The 18,311-nt window shown below is 71.6% G+C and carries 16 protein-coding genes and 4 pseudogenes; 7 read left to right on the top strand and 13 right to left on the bottom strand.

All coding sequences use genetic code 11. From position 1 onward, the window contains the following. The first annotated feature begins 150 nt into the window (after positions 1-150). Complete coding sequence (locus tag IF09_RS0136245; protein ID WP_051833516.1) at positions 151-1,425, top strand: PucR family transcriptional regulator; 1,275 nt, start codon at positions 151-153, stop codon at positions 1,423-1,425. 355 nt (positions 1,426-1,780) lie between these two features. Here the strand turns inward: IF09_RS0136245 and IF09_RS0136240 are convergent, their stop codons facing one another. Next, positions 1,781-2,635, bottom strand: a complete 855-nt coding sequence (locus IF09_RS0136240; protein ID WP_030303290.1) for an alpha/beta hydrolase — start codon at positions 2,633-2,635, stop codon at positions 1,781-1,783. A 340-nt stretch (positions 2,636-2,975) separates the two neighbouring features. Between IF09_RS0136240 and IF09_RS0136235 the strand changes: the two genes are divergently transcribed. Beyond that, positions 2,976-3,581, top strand: a complete 606-nt coding sequence (locus IF09_RS0136235; RefSeq protein ID WP_030303289.1) for a hypothetical protein — start codon at positions 2,976-2,978, stop codon at positions 3,579-3,581. A 229-nt stretch (positions 3,582-3,810) separates the two neighbouring features. On the opposite strand, the gene IF09_RS44010 is transcribed toward IF09_RS0136235, so the two are convergent. From IF09_RS44010 to IF09_RS0136180, 11 genes and pseudogenes are all read right to left on the bottom strand, one after another. Then, the gene (locus tag IF09_RS44010; protein ID WP_234321285.1) at positions 3,811-4,272 is read right to left on the bottom strand and encodes an NPCBM/NEW2 domain-containing protein; all 462 of its coding nucleotides are present in this window, start codon (positions 4,270-4,272) and stop codon (positions 3,811-3,813) included. Then, a complete protein-coding gene (locus IF09_RS0136230; protein ID WP_037636998.1) occupies positions 4,272-5,414 on the bottom strand; it encodes an LLM class flavin-dependent oxidoreductase in 1,143 nt (380 codons plus the stop codon). The genes IF09_RS44010 and IF09_RS0136230 overlap by 1 nt, the downstream gene beginning before the upstream one ends. 179 nt (positions 5,415-5,593) lie before the next feature. After that, positions 5,594-5,943 (bottom strand): annotated as a pseudogene (locus IF09_RS0136220) (LLM class flavin-dependent oxidoreductase); the annotation flags it as partial. Next, on the bottom strand, positions 5,940-7,301 hold the full coding sequence (locus IF09_RS0136215) for an NtaA/DmoA family FMN-dependent monooxygenase (protein WP_030303281.1): 1,362 nt from the start codon (positions 7,299-7,301) through the stop codon (positions 5,940-5,942). The pseudogene IF09_RS0136220 and the gene IF09_RS0136215, both read right to left, overlap by 4 nt. Before the next feature lie 22 nt (positions 7,302-7,323). Beyond that, positions 7,324-8,538 carry an LLM class flavin-dependent oxidoreductase gene (locus tag IF09_RS0136210; protein ID WP_030303280.1) on the bottom strand — a complete coding sequence of 405 codons (1,215 nt, stop codon included), beginning with the start codon at positions 8,536-8,538 and terminating at the stop codon, positions 7,324-7,326. Positions 8,539-8,632: 94 nt separating this feature from the next. After that, a pseudogene (locus IF09_RS41165) lies at positions 8,633-9,386 on the bottom strand (GNAT family N-acetyltransferase). A 71-nt stretch (positions 9,387-9,457) separates the two neighbouring features. Next, positions 9,458-9,835: pseudogene (locus IF09_RS0136200) on the bottom strand (amino acid ABC transporter permease); the annotation flags it as partial. A 163-nt stretch (positions 9,836-9,998) separates the two neighbouring features. Then, positions 9,999-11,108 carry an aryl-sulfate sulfotransferase gene (locus tag IF09_RS0136195; protein ID WP_030303278.1) on the bottom strand — a complete coding sequence of 370 codons (1,110 nt, stop codon included), beginning with the start codon at positions 11,106-11,108 and terminating at the stop codon, positions 9,999-10,001. 29 nt (positions 11,109-11,137) lie between these two features. Further along, positions 11,138-12,133, bottom strand: a complete 996-nt coding sequence (locus tag IF09_RS0136190) for an ABC transporter substrate-binding protein (RefSeq protein ID WP_030303277.1) — start codon at positions 12,131-12,133, stop codon at positions 11,138-11,140. 75 nt (positions 12,134-12,208) lie between these two features. Beyond that, complete coding sequence (locus IF09_RS0136185) at positions 12,209-12,925, bottom strand: ABC transporter ATP-binding protein (RefSeq protein WP_030303276.1); 717 nt, start codon at positions 12,923-12,925, stop codon at positions 12,209-12,211. After that, positions 12,922-13,701 carry an ABC transporter permease gene (locus IF09_RS0136180; RefSeq protein WP_030303273.1) on the bottom strand — a complete coding sequence of 260 codons (780 nt, stop codon included), beginning with the start codon at positions 13,699-13,701 and terminating at the stop codon, positions 12,922-12,924. The genes IF09_RS0136185 and IF09_RS0136180 overlap by 4 nt, the downstream gene beginning before the upstream one ends. A gap of 136 nt (positions 13,702-13,837) precedes the next feature. On the opposite strand from IF09_RS0136180, the gene IF09_RS0136175 reads away from it, so the two are divergent. After that, positions 13,838-14,407: a helix-turn-helix domain-containing protein gene (locus IF09_RS0136175; RefSeq protein ID WP_030303271.1), complete on the top strand. Its 570-nt coding sequence runs from the start codon at positions 13,838-13,840 to the stop codon at positions 14,405-14,407. 52 nt (positions 14,408-14,459) lie between these two features. Here the strand turns inward: IF09_RS0136175 and IF09_RS0136170 are convergent, their stop codons facing one another. Next, positions 14,460-15,011: a winged helix-turn-helix domain-containing protein gene (locus IF09_RS0136170; RefSeq protein ID WP_030303269.1), complete on the bottom strand. Its 552-nt coding sequence runs from the start codon at positions 15,009-15,011 to the stop codon at positions 14,460-14,462. A gap of 759 nt (positions 15,012-15,770) precedes the next feature. Between IF09_RS0136170 and IF09_RS0136165 the strand changes: the two genes are divergently transcribed. From IF09_RS0136165 to IF09_RS0136155, 4 genes and pseudogenes are all read left to right on the top strand, one after another. Continuing rightward, the gene (locus IF09_RS0136165; protein WP_037636996.1) at positions 15,771-16,973 is read left to right on the top strand and encodes a hypothetical protein; all 1,203 of its coding nucleotides are present in this window, start codon (positions 15,771-15,773) and stop codon (positions 16,971-16,973) included. Between the two features lie 129 nt (positions 16,974-17,102). Next, positions 17,103-17,561: an RrF2 family transcriptional regulator gene (locus IF09_RS0136160; protein WP_030303265.1), complete on the top strand. Its 459-nt coding sequence runs from the start codon at positions 17,103-17,105 to the stop codon at positions 17,559-17,561. A gap of 160 nt (positions 17,562-17,721) precedes the next feature. Then, entirely contained in the window at positions 17,722-17,793 is a 72-nt protein-coding gene (locus IF09_RS48685; protein WP_353962829.1) for a putative leader peptide, read from the top strand. Positions 17,794-18,053: 260 nt separating this feature from the next. Further along, a pseudogene (locus IF09_RS0136155) lies at positions 18,054-18,311 on the top strand (sulfate ABC transporter substrate-binding protein); the annotation flags it as partial.

Here is an 18,311-nt window from a genome sequence, read left to right as displayed (position 1 = left end):
TTGCGGTGAAGGATGCGGCCGGGGTCCGCCACATCTGGCCATCCACCGGCCAGTCGTGTTACCAACCAGTAGGTGATGTCCCGGAAACATCATGGGGCCGGTAGGCGGCCGCGTCTCCGGGGTGGGGAACAGAGATGTGCGAGGTGGATTGTGACCGGATCCAACGCAGGGGGACCGGACTCGGTGCCGCAGTTCGGCGGTGTGCCGGTCCACAAGCGGCTTCAGGACGCCGCCGGGGCGCTGGAACGTGCGGTGATGGTCCGGCTCGTGGAGCGGCTGCCCGTCTATGGAACGCTGTCAGCGGAACACCTCGGCGGTGACATCGCCAAGCAGGTGACCCGCGGCATCCGGAGCTTCGCCGCGGTCCTGCGCACCGGCGAAATGCCGGGGCTGGCCGAAGCGGCGGTGATCCGTGAGTCCTCGGCCCGGCGTGCGGATGAGGGCGTGCCGCTGGAGGCCGTGGTCGGTGCCTATCACCTGGGTGCGGAGGAGTGCGCCTCCCAGGTCTTCTCGGCCGCCGAACCGGGTGACCTGGGCGACGTGCTGTCGGTCCAGCGCCAGCTGCTCGCGTATCTGCGGCTGGTGAGCTGCGAGGTCGCAGCCGGGTACGTACAGGAGCGGCAGACGGCGCTCAGTGACGAACAGGTCGCCCTGCAGTCGCTGCTGTCCCGGCTGCTGGAGGGCGGCAGCCCGCAGGTCGCGGCCGACCGTGCGGGCATCCGTCTGCCGCCCTGCTACCTGGTGTTGAGCCTCACCGTGGGACCGCACCCGGACGAGCTGGTGCCCGGCATGAACCATTCGGTCGCCGCGCGCCGCAAACTCCGGCGGCTGCGCAACGAACTGCAGCGCCAGACGAGGGGTGTCCCGCTGTCCGTGCTGTCCGGCGACGGGGGGCTGGTGCTGATCCCGTACGAGACGCCGGCCGCCGATTTCGGCCGTACGGACCGGGACCGGCTCTGCCGGCTGGTCGACCAGCTCGGCCGGATGTGCGGCGCCGAGCTGTGGGCTGCGGCGGCGGCCGCAGCACCGGAAGGCGTTGCAGAAGCCGCGCGGCTGGCCGGCGAGGTGCGGGAGGTGGCGGAGGCGTCCGGCCGAGCGCCCGGACTGTACCTGCTCGACGATGTGCTGCTCGAGTACCAGCTGAGCCGCCCGAGCCCGGCCAGGGACGGGCTCGCCGCGCTGCTCGACCCGCTCGATGCGCGCCCGGAGCTCCTCGTCACGTTACGCGTCTTCCTCGCGTGCAGCCTCGACCGGCGCCGGGCCGCCGCCCGGCTCCAGGTCCACCCGAACACGGTCGACTACCGCCTGCGCAAGGCGACCGAGTTCACCGGACTGGACGCTGCCCGCGGTGCCGATGCGCTGACGCTGCGCGCTGCACTGGCCGCCCACGACGCCGTACGGCAGGCCAAGCCCGACTCCGTCTGATCACACCGACCGCGCTCCGCCGGGTCGGACGACCGTTGCTCGGATGGGTCCGATCAGCATCGACCTCAGTCGGCGGGCCCTCAGTCGTCCCACTGTTTCCTCGTAGATCACGTCCGCGAGGACATGGGCCGCTCGACGCAGGGCCGTTGCCTTCGGCATGGCTGAGGGAGCAGCGGTCCTCCGGGGCGGGTGCGTCATCGACCGGCGCCGAAGGCCGGCAGGATGGCCGTGGTGTGCACCGTCAACGGTTCGTCCGCTCTGCAGGGAGCGTCGAGTTGCCCTGCAGCCACGGCGGCGTGGAGCAGCTCACCATGGCCTTGGCTCCGCCCTCGGGCCGCGCCCTTCCCTGCCCCGGCTAGGCCGTCAGGGCTGCAACTTCGCTCAGGACTCGGGCCGCTGGTGCCGGGTCGATCAGCCACTTCAGGTGGCTGCCCCCAAGGGTGCGGACGTCGTACGGGTTGTCCGGCGTCAGTGCGTTGCCCTCGCGGATCAGCCGGTCCTGTAGGGCGAGCGGCAGGCTGGCGTCGTCGGCCAGGCGGACGTAGGTCTTCGGGATGCGGCCCCAGGTCTCGGCCTGCGCCCGGTCGGCGGAGGTACCGACGTCCAGGTTCTCGTCCGGCTGGAAGGTGTTCAGGAAGGTCAGGAACTGCTCGTCGGTTCCGTCGGCGAGGAATGACGCCTTGAAGGCCGCGAGGGCGTCCGGATTCGCGGTGCGGAAGTTGACGCGGAGCAGGCCGAGTTCGGCAGGGTTCCCGGCCAGCGCCAGGCCCAGGGAAGCGGCGTCGACCGTGGCCATCTCCGGCTCGGCGTAGTAGTCACTGACGTCGAGGTCGACGGGGCACCAGGCCGAGACGTAGACGATGCGGTCGATCAGATCTGGCCGCGCGTTGGCCGCAGCCGTGGCCGTCATGCCGCCGCGGCTGTGGGAGACGAGGACCACCGGCCCGTTCTGCTTGGCCCGTTCGAGGATCCCGATCAGGTGCGCGGCGTTGTCGGCGAGCGTGACGCCCTTGATCGAGCCGGGCGCCGTGGCGAGCCCTTCGGGGTCTTGCGGCGTCTGGTAGGCGCGCGTGTAGGTCGCCTCGAAACCATGGCCGGGCAGGTCGACGGCGACCGAACGGTGTCCCAGAAGGCCGAGTTCGGCCTGGAGCGGAGCGAAGGAGAACGAGTTGGAGAAGGCTCCGTGAACCAGTACGAGTGTCGGTTGCATCTGTCTACTCACTTTCTGAGGTCCTGCGGCATCGGCGGCACGTGCGTCGCCGGCCGGACGGGGCCTTCGACGGCATAAACCTAATGATCATCAAAGCTCGATGGCAATGATCAAGGTTCGGTGGCACAGGACGCCCTGGGCATACCCAGCCGGAATTCCTGGGGCGAGCCGGCCCCTGCGTAGTGAACGTGGCGGCGAAATCGGCATGTGAAGAGGACTGGACGGGGCGGGTGGCGCGTACGGTCGGAGGTGGGCCGTGGCTCGCTGTCACGGCTGTCGCCCTTCATCCGGTTGGGGACCGGTCTCGTCCGCTGATGGCGCCCGGAACAGGAGCACGCCGATGCGTCTTTACGCCCAGACTCGAGCACGTCGCTGCCGGCAGGTGCTCGCCGACCTCATCGCCGCGGTCCTGGTGGCGGCCGCGGTGTGGTTCGCGCTGGCTGTCCACGATGGGATCATGCTGCTGGCCGAGCCGGGGCGGACGGTGGAGGACGCGGGCGGCAGTCTTGCTTCCGGTCTCGGCGATGCGGGGAATGCGGCCTCGAACGTGCCGCTGGTCGGGGGCATCCTGAAGAAGCCGCTGCAGTCTGCCGCCGAGGCCGGCAACGGGCTCTCCGATGCCGGACAGTCGATGCAGGACATGGTGGGCCGGGTGGCCGACCTGACCGCATTGGTCCTGATCGCCACCTCGGTGGCGATCGTGCTGGCACTCTGGCTTCCCCCGCGCGTGCGGTGGATCCGGCGTAGCGCTCGGATCCGAGGCCTTCTCGACACTCCCGGCGGTGCTGATCTGCTTGCCCTGCGTGCCCTGACGGGGCCGGTGCGGGACCTCGCATCGGTCGCCGTTCCGCCGGAGGGTCTCGCCGCTGCCTGGCGCCGGGCGGACGAGCAGGTCATCGGCGACCTGTCCCGGGTGGCGCTCAGGCAAGCCGGCCTGCGCCCCTGATGGCCGCCTTCGATTGCCCGCATCGGCCTCCGGTGACGGCCCGGCGGAGATCGTCGAACGCATCATGGCAGGCAGCCCCGAAGCTGGCCTCCCGCTCAGCGCACGGTCACCCGGGCGAGGGCCCAAGAGGTGTGTCGAACGCCGAGTTGGCGTTGGCGTCCCCGACGACCAAGTGCAGCAGCTTTCCCCGCGCTGGTCGAGATCCACCGGCACGGGACCGCCCGCGCGGTCAGCTTGCCGCTGGTGAACAGCACCTTCCCGTCGCCCTGCACCGAGGCCTTCGTCGCGCCGGTGGGGGGTTCGTCGAGAAGTCGTCGATGCCGACGAGCGCCGTGAAGCGGTCCGCCGTTCCGCCGAGGTGGTAGACGATCTCGGAGGGTGCATGGACGCCGAGGCCCTTGGCGTAGGTCACTCCGCCGAACGAGATCGGCGTGCCGTCCACGGCAGCCTGTCGCCCGTTGGACCGGTCTCGTTCCACCGGACCCCAGCCGTTGGCGGCCGACGCCCACTCGAGATCGCTCAGGTAGGTGTCGGCGACCGGCGCCGGCGGCACCGTGGAAACCCGTTCCGCAGAGTGGCTGCGGACCCGGCGAGGGAGTGGCGGCGGGTGGGCATCGGGGGCTCCTTGGCTCTCGCGGGACGGGATTCGATCACGCGGAGAGCACCCGCCCGATGGCCATGCACAGGGCATTAGAAACGCGTGACGGCTCCGTCGGCGCCGGAGCGACGCTGCCACTCCTCGGCCAGCAGACGGTAGGAGCGCACCCGGTCCGCGTGGTCGTGCGTGATGGTGGTGATCAGCAACTCATCGGCGCCGGTGGCCTCTTGGAGCCGCTCAAGGTGGTCGGCGACGGTCCGTGCCGAGCCGACGAACTGGGTCTCCACCCGGTCGGCGACGAGCGTGCGATCCGCCTCGGTCCAGGGCAGGGCACGCGCCTGGGCAGGCGTGGGGAAGGGGATGGCGCCCTCGGCGGTACGGATGCTGCGCACCCAGGGCGCGTACCCGGTGGCCAGTTCGCGTGCGGTCGCGTCGTCCTCGGCGACGACGACATCGGCGGACACCGTCAGGTACGGCCGGCCCAGGTCGGCCGACGGCTTGAAGGCGGCCCGGTAGCCGTCGGCAGCCTCCAGCACGGAAGCGGGACTGACGTGGTAATTGGCCGCGAACCGCAGCCCGTTGCGGCCCGCGGTCTCCGCACTGACCCCGCCGCTGCTGCCCAGGATCCACACCTGTACGTCGGCCCCCTCGCCCGGGACGGCATGTGCCTCCACTCCCTCCGGGGAGCGGTAGTCGCCCCGCAGCAGGGCGAGCAGGTCGTCCACCTGCTCGGCGTAGTCCTGCGGCCGGGCACCGGGCAGGTTCAGCAGCCTCTGCTGGAGCGCGACCCGCGGATGACCCAGCAGGTGTGCGAAGGAGAACCGGGCCGGGATGCGGAGCCCGTTCGGGGTGTACCCCTCGAACGGGGGTTCCTGTGACGTCCGTTGCGGCGGACGGCCGGGCGAGCGGCCCAGACCCAGGTCCAGGCGACCGGGGTGCAGCGCGTCGATCAGGCCGAACTCCTCGACCGTGGACAGCGCGGTGCGGTGCCCGAGCTGGACGGCGCCGGAGCCCAGCCGGATGGTCGAGGTCGCGGAGGCGGTCAGCGCGAGCACGACCGCCGGGGAGGTCCCGGCGACCCCCGGATTGAGGTGGTGCTCGGCGAACCAGTAGCGGGCGTAGCCGAACGCCTCCGTCTGCCGGGCGAGATCGATGCTGTGGTGCAGGGCCTCGGCGGCTGTGGAGCCGGACGGGACCGGGACGAGGTCGAGGACACCGAGGGGGATGCCGGACATGGCCGGGCTCCTTAAAGGTCGGGCAGGGAAGGGGCGGGGAAGGAAGGGTCGGGGATCTCACGGCGCAATACCGGGGCGATCCGGGACTGGGGACTGCCGACCAGTGCCGAGCTCCGCTCGACGAAGTCCTCCAGCGTCGCAAAGACCGGATCCACACCCTGCTGTTTGTGGAAGGCGAGGGCCGTGCCGTTGCCCTTGCCGATCATCAGCTCCAGGCGGCCGTCGGAGAGGCGGTCGAGCGTCGCGTGGTCCTCGTACGCCCGCACCGGGTCCAGCAGGCTCAGCGTGGTCACGGCGGTGAACAGCCGGATCCGGCGGTCAGCGCGGCGATGTGGCTGAGCACCACGGGCGGCGAGGACGAAAGGAACGGCCGCTCGTGGCGCTCGCCGACCCCGACGCCGTCGAAGCCGAGCTCCTCCGCGACCAGCGCGGCGTCGACCACCTCGCGAAATCGCTCACGGGTGGGTGTGGGGGCGCTCGTCACCGGGTCCGCGGAGTCCGTGATCAGGGTGATGGCCAGGAACTTCATGAGCCCGCGGCCTCCGGCACCCCGAGCCCGAGGTGGTCGCGCAGGGTGGTGCCGGCGTACTCCGTGCGGAAGACCCCCCGCTCCTGCAGCAGCGGGACAACGGTGTCGGCGAAGACGTCCAGGCCGCCCGGGGTGAGGTGGGGGACCAGGATGAAGCCGTCGGCCGCGTCCGCCTGCACCAGCGTGTCGATCTGCTCGGCGACGGTGGCTGCGGAGCCCACGAAGGTCTGGCCGGAGGTGGTGGCGATGACCAGCTCCCGGATCGAGAGGTTCTTGGCCTCGGCGAGCGCGCGCCACTGCCGGGCGGTTTCGAGCGGGTCGCGGAACTGCCGGACGCTGGCCCGCCCGAGGGCGACGGTGTTCTCGCCGGTCTGGGGATCGAGGTCGGGCAGCGGGCCGTCCGGGTCGTAACCGGACAGGTCCCGGTTCCAGACGTGCTCCAGGTACTTGATCGCGGTCTGCCCGCTGACCTGGAGGCGGCGCACCTCGTGAGCGAGCTCGTGTGCCTCGGCATCGGTGCCGCCGAGGACGAAGGTGGCGGCGGGCAGGATCTTCAACTCGTCGTGGCTGCGCCCGTACGCGGCCAGCCGGCCCTTGACGTCGGCGTAGAACGCCCGGCCCTCGTCGAGCGTCCCGTACCGGCCGAAAATCGCGTCGGCGGAGGAGGCGGCGAACTCGCGGCCCTCGTCGGAGTCGCCCGCCTGGAAGATCACCGGCCGTCCTTGCGGGCTGCGCGGCACGTTGAAGTGGCCCTCGATGTCGAAATGCTGCCCCTGGTGGGCGAAGGCCCCGGCCCGCGCGTCCCGCAGGAAGGCGCCCGAACCGGGGTCGGCGAGGATCTCGGCGCCGTCCCAGGAATCGAACAGCTCCGTCGCGGTGGCCAGGAACTCCTTGGCCCGCGCGTAGCGCTCCCCTCGCGGCAGGAATCCGCCGCGCCGGAAGTTCTCGCCGGTGAAGGCGTCCCAGGAGGTGACCACGTTCCAGGCGGCCCGGCCCTCGGACAGGTGGTCCAGCGAGGCGAACTGGCGGGCCACCTCGTAGGGCTCGTTGAAGGTCGAGTTGATCGTTCCGGTCAGCCCGAGGCGCTCGGTGACGGCTGCCAGGGCGGCGAGCACCGTGAAGGTGTCGGGACGGCCTACGACATCCAAGTCGTATATTTTTCCGCCCTGTTCGCGCAGGCGCAGCCCCTCGGCGAGGAAGAGGAAGTCGAACTTGGCGCGTTCGGCGGTCTGCGCGAAGTGGACGAACGAGTCGAAGTCGATGTGGCTGCCGGCCGCCGGGTCGCTCCACACGGTGGTGTTGTTGACGCCGGGGAAGTGGGCCGCGAGATGGATCTGCTTGAGCGGTTTGCTCCTCATGACGGGTCCTTACGGGTCGGGATCAGGCGGCGGGGTGGGCGGCATAGCGGCTGGCCGGGCGCTCCAGGCCCAGCAGTCCGCGCAGGGTGACCGCCTCGTACGCGCGGCGGAAGGCTCCGCGCCGCTGGAGCTCCGGCACCAGCCCGCGGGTGATCGCGGGCAGGTCGTGGGCGAGTGCGCCCGGCCGCAGCCGGAAGCCCGACAGGCCGGCGGTCCGCCAGTCCTGGAGCAGGTCCGCGAGTTGCGCCGCGGTCCCGGTGAAGACCGCCGTGTCACTGCTATAAGGGGCGCCCGCGAGCGCGTCCAGGCGGCTGCGGCGCGCGTCGGCCGCCGGGGCGTCCCCGTCCAGGAACACGGTGAGGTCTGCGAAGAGGTGCAGCGGCTGCGCCGAGAGTCCGGCGGATTCCCGGGCCTGCCGGATCTCGGTGACCGCGGCGCGGGCCCCGTCGGCGTCGTGCACGGCGATGTACCCGACGTCCGTGGAGCGGGCGATGAGGCCGTACGCGGCTCCCCCGCCGTCGGCCGCGGTGGTGGCGGTGACGACAGGCTGCCCCTGGGGCGGGCGGGGGGTGATCGAGGGCCCCCGGACTCTGAAGTGACGGCCCTCGAAGTCGATGTAGTGCAGCTTGTCGCGGTCGATGAACCGGCCGGTGGCCACGTCCCGGATCTCGGCGTCGTCGTCCCAGCTGTCCCACAGCCGCCGGATCACCTCGATGTGGTCGGCTGCCTCCTGGTAGGACTCCGCCTCGGGGAGCGGGACCGCACGGCGTCCGAAGTGCCGGGCTTCGTAGGCGGTTTGTGACACCTGGATGCGCAGGCCCGCCCGTCCGCGGCTGACGTGGTCCAGGGTGGCGATCGCCTTGGATATGTGGAAGGGCTCGGTGTGGGTGGCGGTCACGGCCGGGACCAGTCCGATGTGCCGGGTCAGCGGTGCGACGCGGGCGGCGGTGAGTACCGCGTCCAGGCGCCCGCGGACCTGGTCCGTGCGCCCGTCGGGCCCGTCCGCCGAGGACGACTGGAGGGCGAGGGAGTCTTCGAAGGTGACGAAGTCGAGCAGTCCGGCTTCGGCCTCGGCCACGGCCTCGGCCCAGTAGCGGGCCGTGAAGAGTTCACCGGGCCGTGCATCCGGCTCGCGCCAGGCGGCAGGGTGCCAGCCCGCGCCGTCGAGCGCGACAGCGAGGTGCAGCGATTCGGAGGATGCCGATGTGAAACCGGATGCGGGCGGGGATGAGGCCACGTCGAATAACGCCTTCCTGATCGGCCGCGCGAAAAAGACGGCCGATACGCTTCGCCGAATATGGGGACGTATGAGAGGGCGATGAGTAAGCCCGTCACCGATATCTCTTCGAGACGCTACGCCCGGTAGCGGTGGCGTACAATGACCTGAATATTAAGAGAAGTTGGCAGCGGTGTTGCCGGGCGCACGGACCGAACGGGACGTCGCCGCGCTCCCGGATGCCCGCGGCGACGGCACGGACCAGCGGCGTCGCCAGTCCCCCGCCCCGGTGGTCGGGATGCGTGCACACCGCGCTGATCTCGGTCCAGCCGGGTGGCCGCAGCCGCTCTCCGGCCATCGCGATCAGCCTGCCCCGGTGCCGGATGCCGAGGTCCGTGCCCAGCTCGACGGTGCGGGGCAGGAACGGACCGGGCTCCGTGAGTTCGATCAGAGCGAGGATCTCGGGTACGTCACGGGGGCCGAGCCGGACCGCCGCGGGGGCGGGTTCGGCGCGCGGCGAGGTGTCGACCAGCTGGACGCCGGGGACCGAGCCGACGGTCTCCCAGCCGTCGGGCGGGGTCAGTACGCCGCCGAGCGCGGCGATCCCGCCCTCGCCGACCAGCCTGCGCAGGTCGGCCCACGACTCCGGGTCCGCCGGGTCCGCGAGGGCGGCGAACGGAGAGACCTCCGACGGATAGCGGGCGGCGCGGGAGGGGGAGAGGTCGGCCCCGGGCCGGGCCGCCCGCTCGGCGAAGGCGGCGTGCGCACCGAAACAACGAGGCCCAGGCGGGGTTGTCGAGGAGGTGTGGGAACACCACGGCACCCCGGCTCGTACTCGTACTCGTGCTGGGGCCGGCGTTCGTGCTCATGGGGCGGGCTCTCTCCGTCCGTGGCGCGGCCCGGGGTTTCAGGAGTTGGTCACCGGCAGGCCCGGCGGGTTGACCTCCGTCCAGCTCACCGACCGGAGCACGGGGTTCGCGGAGAGCCTGTCGAGGGCGAGCAGGATGCCGCCCGCGAGGCCCAGGACCGCACTGTACAAAGCCGCCTGGAGGGTGATGAGCAGGCCCTCCAGGATGACCGGCCGGGCGTGCCAGTAGGCGAACCGGTACCACTGGTAGAAGGGATTGGTCAGCAGCCCGTGGGCGGCCTGGGAGACCAGGACCAGCACGACGGCGGTGGCGATCCACCGCCCGGGCCGGCGGAACGGGAGGACCCTCTCCGCCGCCGGCGGTCCCGGGGGCGCGGCGAGGACGAGTGGTTCGGTCAAGGACACTCCAGCAGCATTCGATGGATCGAAGAATCGGAAAGCAGCCGTCATGCCGAAGTGAAGAGGCCGCCGATGTCGTTATCTGCGGCGTAAGCCAGGCAGCCCGGAGAAGGGCTGTCAACGGCCCTGATATCGGAATCCGCGAAAGCGTGCGGCGATTTCATCCACCGTACACACAGCGCGCGCCTTCCGGCGAAATGAACCGGCCCGTCGTTCACAGCCAGGGGAGCTCGTCGGCGGAGTACCGGTAGGCGCGGAAGACGGAGTTCTGGGCGCCGGCCGAGGACTCCAGGCCCACGCCCTCGCCGAAGGACCGGAACTGCGGTACCACGAACTCCCAGACCACCTCTCCGCCGGGGGTCACCTCGAAGAGCCGTCCGAAGGAGCCCTCGGCGATGAAGGTGTTGCCGTTGGGAAGCCGCTGCGCGCTGGACATGTACGGGCTGTAGAAGTTCTGCGGCGGGTTGTCCTCGTACGACCACACCTCCTCGCCCGTGCTCGGGTCCAGCTCCAGCACCCGCGAGTACGGCACGGAAGTGGTGTCGCGATAGGTGCCGTTGTCGAAGACCAGGATGTTCCCGCCCGCGAGCTCGTGCGGGTGGTGCTGCTGCGCCAGGACGTCGGGGCCGATGTGCCACAGCACGGACCCGTCGGCGCGGTCGACGGCCACGGTGGAGGAGGCGCTGCGGAAGCCCAGGACGATCGAGCCGTCGGCGCGTTCGTTGACGGTGTTGGCCATGGGCCAGTGCTCACGGGCGAAGTGGGGGTTGAGCGGGAACTCCTCGGGGTCGAGGTGCTCGATGGCAGCCCAGCGCCACACCTCCTCCCCCTCCCAGGTCAGCTCGTACACCACGTCCCCGTAGATCACCCCGCCCGGGGCTTCGGAGCCGGGGATGCCGCCCCGGATGCGGGCCGCGTCGGCCGGGTCCAGGGGTTCGACGACGGTGACGATGAGGTTGCCGTTGCGCAGGATCGAGGCGTCATGGTGGTGGAAGGGGTGCCGGACCTCGCGCAGGACCGTGGAGTCGGGGGCGAGTTCCTGGAAGATGCCGCCGTGGTAGACGTCCCAGATGGGGAAGAGGGTGGGGCTGCCGGTGTCCTTGGCCGCGTAGAAGAGGTTGCCGCCCGGGAGGAGCTGTGCCTGGCGGCCGGGCGGGTGCGGGGAGTTCCAGGTGTGGACGGGACGGCCCTCGATGTCGACGAGGTGGATCTCGCCGGCGCTGGTGATGGGCGTGTAGAGGGTGAGGCCGCCGTAACTGCGCGCGGGGTCATGGGCGATGAGGCCGACGCCGCGGCGGCGCAGGGTGTTCTGGTCGATGGTCATGAGGATCTCCCGTGAGGATGTGGGTGTGGTCAGTGGACGGTGACGGCGGCCGGGTCGACGGCCGTCAGGGGCGCCGTGTGCAGGTGCCGGAGCAGCACGGCGCGGTCGGCGGAGCCCGGCAGGCCCTGGGCCGTCTTCGCCCAGCCGGCCTCCTGCTCCAACTCGGCCAGCAGCTCGGGCGAGAGGGTCGCGCCGTAGCCGTAGCGGGGCTGGAAGGCGTCCACGTAATCGGCCTGGAGCGCGCCCTTCGACTGGACGAGTACGGCCTCTCGCGCAGCGGCCGGGTCGGCGGCGATCTCGCGCTGGGCCTTCAGAAGCGCCCGGAGCACGGCCGTGGTGGTCTCCTCGGTCGCCGCCGGACCCGCGACAAGCAGGGTCCGTGCCGTGTAGCCGGTGAAGGGGAGCTCGGCGTAGCGGTCACCGAGGGTGACGCGGGCGGCGGCGTAGAAGCTGGGAAAGGTGACCCCGGCGTCGACGTCGCCGCGGGCCAGCGCCGACGTGACCTGGTTCGGGGCGAGGTTCACCACGGTCACATCAGCGGACGTCAGCTGCACGGAGGCGAGCATCCGTGACAGTGCGTACTCGACGTTCGTACCCTGCGGGACTCCGACCCTGCGGCCCTTCAGCGCGGCGAAGCCGGTGATCTGGCGGTCGGTCCGGGTCAGCAGGCGCCAGTCGGAGAACCGGGACAGGTCTGCGACGATCCGCAGCTCGCGCCCGCTCAGCGCGGCCGTCACCGAGGGCAGGTCGCCCACGACGCCGAGCTGAGCCTGACCGCCGAGCACGGCGTTCAGCGCGTCGCGCCCGCTGGGCCGGGTGGTCACGGTGGCGTCGATGCCCTCGGCGGACCACAGCCCGCGCTCCTGGGCCACGTAGACGGGCGCGCCGCCGAGGTGATCGCTCCCGGCGAGGGAAACGGCGGGGCGTCCGCCGCCCGCAGGGCCGGAGGCGCCGGCGCATGCGGAGGTGAGCGCGCAGAGCAGGGCCGCCGTCAACAGGGCGGCCACTGCACGGGTTCTGAGCATGGGTGGGAGTCCTTCCGGGGACGACAGTGGGGGTGGGGGGGTGGGGTGGGGATGGGCGAGGGAATCGGGAAGGCTTCAGTCGGAGCCGAGGTGACGTGAGATCAGCGCGCGCAGGACCGGGTCGGGTGGCCCGGCGGGCACGGTGTGGTCGGCCAGCACACGCCCGGGTGTCCCGCCGAGGACGACGACCCGTTCGGCGAGGGCCAGTGCCTCGTCGATGTCGTGCGTGACGAACAGCACGGTGGTTCCGCGGCGCTGCCACAGCTCCCGCAGCAGGGTCTGCATCCGGGTCCGGGTCAGCGCGTCCAGGGCTCCGAACGGCTCGTCCATCACCAGCACTTCGGGCTCGGCGGCCAAGGCGCGGGCCAGTGCCACGCGCTGCTGCATGCCACCGGACAGCTGAGCCGGGTACTTCTCGGCACCGTCCGCCAGCCCTACCTCGGCCAGTGCCGCGAGGGCGCGCCGGCGGCGCTCCGGACGCGGCAGGCCGAGCCGCTTGAGCGCGAATTCGACGTTGCCGCGGGCGGTGCGCCACGGGAACAGCGCGTAGTGCTGGAAGACCACGCCCCGCTCCGGGCCCGGCCCGCCCACCTGAGCGGAACCCGCCGTCACTCGCCCTTGGGTGGGCCGCACGAACCCGGCCACCAGGTTGAGAACCGTGGACTTGCCGCACCCGCTGGCCCCCAGCAGCGCCGTGAACGAGCCCGCCGGGAGCTCCAGATCCGTGCGCTCCAGCACCGGGGCAGCCCCGTAGTGGACCGACAGGCCCTCCAGTCGTACCCCCAGGCTCATGAGTCGCTCCAGTGCACGAACCGGCGACCGACCGCGGCCAGTACGATATCGACGGCCACGCCGAGCAGCCCGAGCACGAGCAGCCCCGCGAACATCCGGTCCACGCGCAGGAACTGGCCGTCCACCTGGAGCCGGTATGCCAACCCGCTGTCCGCGCCGCCCAGTTCCGCCGCCACCAGGGCGAGCAGCGCCACCGAGGCCCCGTACCGCAACGCGGCGAGCAGTGCGGGCGCGGCGGCGGGCAGCAGCACCTCGGTGAACCGCCGGTGCAGCGGCGCCCCCAGCGACCGGGCCGCCCGCAGATGGGACGCCGGGACCCGGGACACCCCGTCGTGTACGTACAGCCAGACGGCGAGCAGCACGGCGTACGCGATGAGCAGGCGCTTGGCGGTCTCCCCGATACCGAACCAGGCGGTCGCGAGCGGCACCAGCGCGATGGCCGGGATCGGGCGCAGGAAGGAGATCACCGGGGTGACGGCGGCGGACAGCCTCGGCAGATAGCCGGTGGCGAAGCCCAGCGCGCTGCCCACGAGGGCGCCGAGCACGAAACCCTGCCCTGCGCGGGCCAGGCTGGCGCCGAGATCAGCGGCCAGGATGCCGCTGCGGGCGCTGTCCGCGAGCGCGGCCGCGGTCTCACCGGGCGTGGGCATCAGCCCCGGGGCCACCGAACCGGACCCGGCGATCAGGCTCCACAGCGCGAGTACGGCGCCTGCCGCGCCCAGGGCCGGGCCGAGCCGGCCGATGCTGCGGCCGGGCGGTGAGGGGGTGGCGTGCACGGGGCGGCTCCTCGTTCGGTTCCTCGTCGATAAGTGAGGTCAATAATTGACCACGCTTATGACGGGAGTGTTGCGGCAGCACGAAACCTCGCCGGGGCCCCCGGTACTTGATCGGTGATGAGGTACGTTCACGTGCGTGTCTCGACCTGAACCCACGCCCGAGGCGATCGAGGTCGGACGGGTGATCCGGAGCTGCCGCAAACAGCGCGGCGTCTCCATGGCCGTCCTCGCCACGCTCTCCGGCCTCTCCCAGCCGTTCCTCAGCCAGCTCGAACGCGGCCTCGCCACCCCCAGTCTCAGCTCGATCTACCGGATCGCGGAGGCGCTGGACGTCACCCCGGGGACCTTCCTGCGACCGCCCGCCCGGCCGGGTGCGGTCAGCCACGAGAGCGACCCGCAGGTGATCCGCGTCAGCGAGGCCGCCGGGCAGATCGCCCGGGTCCTCATCCCCGGCGGGCGCAGCGCGCTGATGGAGGCCTACGAGCACCATTTCGAGCCCGGCCAGGGCGAGCGCGGCTGGTTCGAGCACCCCGGCGAGGACTTCCTCTACGTACTGGAGGGCGAGATCGTCCTCGAGGTCGAGGGCGAGGAACCGCTGGCCCTGCGCGCCGGCCAGAGCGCCCACCACCGGGGTGAAGTCCCCCACCGCTGCCGCCTGGCGGGCCCGGCCGCCGCCCGCACCCTGCTGGTCATCGCGAACGCCTGAGGAACCCACCGCCGGTGGCGGCAGGGGTTCCACCCCTGGCCGGCCCCGGGGGCTACGGGTGCTCGGGAACGTACTTGTAGCCGACGCGGCGCACGGTGGAGATGCGGTCCCGGTAGGCGGGGCCGAGCTTGCGGCGCAGTCGGGCCACGTGGACGTCGACCGTACGGCCGTCGCCGATGTGCCCATAACCCCAGATGCCCGAGATGAGGGCGTCACGCGTGTGGACCGTGTACGGATGGGACACAAGGTGGGCCAGGAGGTCGAACTCCAGGTAGGTGAGCTCCACTTCGCGGCCGTCGACCTCGACCAGCCGACGCGCCCGGTCGACCCGGATGGCATCGTCGAGCTGAACGGCGTCGGGGTCCGGGGCCGGTTCCGGCTCGGGAGCCGGAAGCGTCCCGGGCTCGAGGGAACGGATCTCCGGGCGTATGCCGTGCGCCTTCATCAGCGCCACCGGGTCGACGTCCGCCGGCAGGAACACGAGGTATCCGACGCGGCCGCCATGGCTCCCGTCGGCGAGGACACCGAGCGGACGGTCGCCGACCAGCTGGAGGCGCGGGGCCGGGGAACGGCGGAGGGCGGATGCGGGAATTGCGGTGGTCACGGTGAGCCCCTTCGGCTGCGCGGATCGAGGTACGGATGCCGGATGTTCGGGCACGTCAGGGCATGGGGTCCGCGCCGGAGCCAACCGGGAGGGTCGGCGCGTCGCGCGCCGGGCGGACCCGTACGGCTCAAGGGCCGGGGTCACGAAAAGCGCGGAGCACAGAGAGCAGCGGCAGCCGGCACACCGGCGCGCGTCGAGGAAATGCCCTGTCGTAAAGCCCTAAACGGGGCGGCAGATGGCGCTGGCGACGAGACGGAAGTCAACGTGCCTGCGGCGTACGAGCAACGGCTGCGACGGGGACATGGCCACATCGTGAAGTGCGCGACGGGCACACGTCAATACTTCCCTACTGGTTACATAGGAAACCTCCGGTGAAGGGCCTGCCCACCCCCGCCGGCACAGCGGATCTCCGCCTCGGCGAAGGCTCGCCGACAGGCATCGCCTCGGGCGAACCCCCAGGGTGCACGCACCCCCTGACAGAGGATCCGGCTGCACCCAACCCCACAAGCCGGCTCCTGACCTGCAGCATCTTTCATCCCGAGATCGAATTGTCCACGATGCGGTCACACCCTTGCCCGGAAGGCCGCTTCGGGCAAGTATCCCTATCAATCCGATGGGAAAGGTGGGGATTCGGCGACCGGCCGATGCCACCCAACAACGTTCCGGAGCAGCCGACATGACCACCGCCAGCCCCTGCGGCACCACTGTCCGCCCAGCCCCCGCGCCACACAGCGGCACCGGGGCCTGCCGGTGACGCCCATGCGGAGGACACCCAGCCCCACCGGCCACCGATCCACCGACGAGCGGCGCCACGCGCTCCTGCGTACCGCCCGCGATGTGGCGGACGACCTCGCCGCGGACGCCATCGCCCGCGATCAGGCCGGCAAGCCGCCGACCGACGAGACCGCCCGGCTGCGCGAGGCCGGCCTGCCGGCGGCCCTCACCCCGCCCGGACCCGGCCGCGGGGCGGACTGGCGTACCGGATGCGCCGTCATACGGGAGGTCGCCGCAGCGGACAGCTCTGTCGGCGACGTACTCGCGCGCCACTACGTACACACCTGGAGCGGACGCTTCTACGCGAGTCACGCGCACGCGACCGCCCTCGAAGAGGAGTCGGTGCGCGAGCGGTGGCTGTGGACCGGGGCGGTCCGCACTCCCGCACCGGGCGGCGACACCGAGGGACCGGACCTCACGCTGAGACCGCGCGCCGCCGGCTACCTGCTGAACGGGCGCCGGTCCGTGGACACGGCGGTGGCCGCAGCCGACCAGATCGTGGTGGACGCCGTCTGCGCCACGACCGGTGACGTCCTGGTCCTACGGATCCCACCCGGCACACCGGGCGTGACCGTCGAATCCGCCCACGATCGCCTCGGACAGCGGGTCGCCGGCGCCGGCGAGGTCGTCCTGGACAGGGTCACCATCACACCGGAGCAGGTGCTGGGCCGCCGGCCGCACGACGAGGAGTCGACAGCGCCCTTCACCGCGCTCGCGGAGCCGGCGCTCCGGCTCGCCCTGTGCCACGTAGGCCTCGGCATCGCCGAGGGCGCCCTCACGGAAGCACGAGACCTCAGCAGGGGCGGCCGCGCGCACCGGCTGCCCGGTGAGGACCCGGACCTCTTCCTGACGTACGGGGAACTCGCCTCTGCCGCCCAGACGGCCACCGCCGTGGCCGACCGGGCGACGGAGGTGATGGCGCAGGCCCTGGCCGCCGGTGCGCAGCTCGATGCCGAGGTACCCGCGGGCGTCGCCGCCCTGGTCGCCACGGCCGAGGCCGTGATGTCGAAGGCCACCCTGCACATCACCGCCCGGGTGCTGGAACTCGCCGATGCCCCCGGTCTGGACCGGTTCTGGCGCAACGCCCGCGTCCTGACGGCCCACCGCCCGGTCGCTCACCGCCTGCGCTCCATCGGCGAGCACTACCTCAACGGCTCCCACCGCGCGGTGGCGGCGGCCTTCCACTGACCCGCAGGGCACCGTTCCAGGACGCGGATCCGCGACCTGTTCCCCCGGCTGCCGGGTGCGGCCGCCCGGCCGGCAGCCTGCGACCACCCGCGACCGACGGCGGCCGAATCCATGCCGGATAATGGCCCTATGCGGATCTCAGCCAGGGCGGACTACGCGGTACGTGCCGCACTGCAGCTTGCCGCGGCACAGGATGACGGGCCGGTGAAAGCCGAAGCCATCGCCGATGCCCAGGACATCCCGCACAAGTTCCTCGAGGGCATCCTGAACGACATGCGCCGAGGCGGACTCGTGCTCAGCCAGCGCGGCGGCAACGGTGGCTACCGGCTGGCGAAGCCCGCCCAGTCCATCAGCATCGCGGATGTGATCCGCGTCGTGGACGGACCGCTCGTCTCGGTGCGCGGAGTCCGCCCGCCGGACCTGTCCTACACCGGCCCCGCCGAGTCGCTGCTCCCCCTGTGGATCGCACTGCGGGCCAACGTGCGCGAGATCCTCGACGGCGTGACGCTCGCCGACGTCGCGTCGTCCGATCTGCCCTCTGACGTATCGGCGCTGACCGATACCCCCGGGGCCTGGACCAACCCCTGACCTCCCCCCACCTGCACTTTCTCACATCGCGAGATCTTGACGTCCACCATGCGGTCAGCCTCTTGGGGCGGGTGTCCGCCTCTGCCAAGATGCCTACCAACCAGGTGGGAAAACTAGGGATCGGGGGGTGGCCGTGCGAACAGAGCACCACGCAAGCCGGATGCTGCCTCTGACGTCCCGCCGGCACATCGACCTGGTCCGTACGTCCAGCGCCATCTGTCAGCCCTGCTGAGACCCTTCGCCGGGCCGGCGCCGCGCGTACTGCACCACTGGACGCTGTCCCACTTCGTTCTCCGTCGGCCGGGCAGGCCCCTCGGCCGACCTCACTGACCGCCCGCCTTCCAGCGCGGCCGTCCGACCACACCTCTCCGCTCCTCGGTCTGCGACCGCGATCCCGCCGGCGACGGCCGGGAGCGGGTGCCGTGTGTGCCGATGCTTCGCGTCGCCCATCTCCGCATCTCCCTGAACGCCATCCCGTGAAAGGACACCTCCGTGTCTGCCGCAAGACCGCTCACCACCCTGCGCGCCATCGCCGTCACAGCGGCGCTTCCCCTGCTGCTCACCGCCTGCGGCTACGGTTCCGAGGCCGAGAAGGACGACGCGAAGACGTCCGCCGCCCCCGCGGACGGCGCCAAGAAGCTCTCGGCCTCGGAGGTGCGTATCGGGTACTTCCCGAACCTGACGCATGCCACCGCTCTGGTCGGTCTCCAGGAGGGCCTGATCGCCAAGGAGCTGGGCGCCACCGCGATC

The sequence above is a fragment of the Streptomyces katrae genome, from assembly GCF_000717655.1.
GTDB lineage: Bacteria > Actinomycetota > Actinomycetes > Streptomycetales > Streptomycetaceae > Streptomyces > Streptomyces katrae_B.
This window is presented reverse-complemented; position numbering and strand designations above follow the sequence as displayed.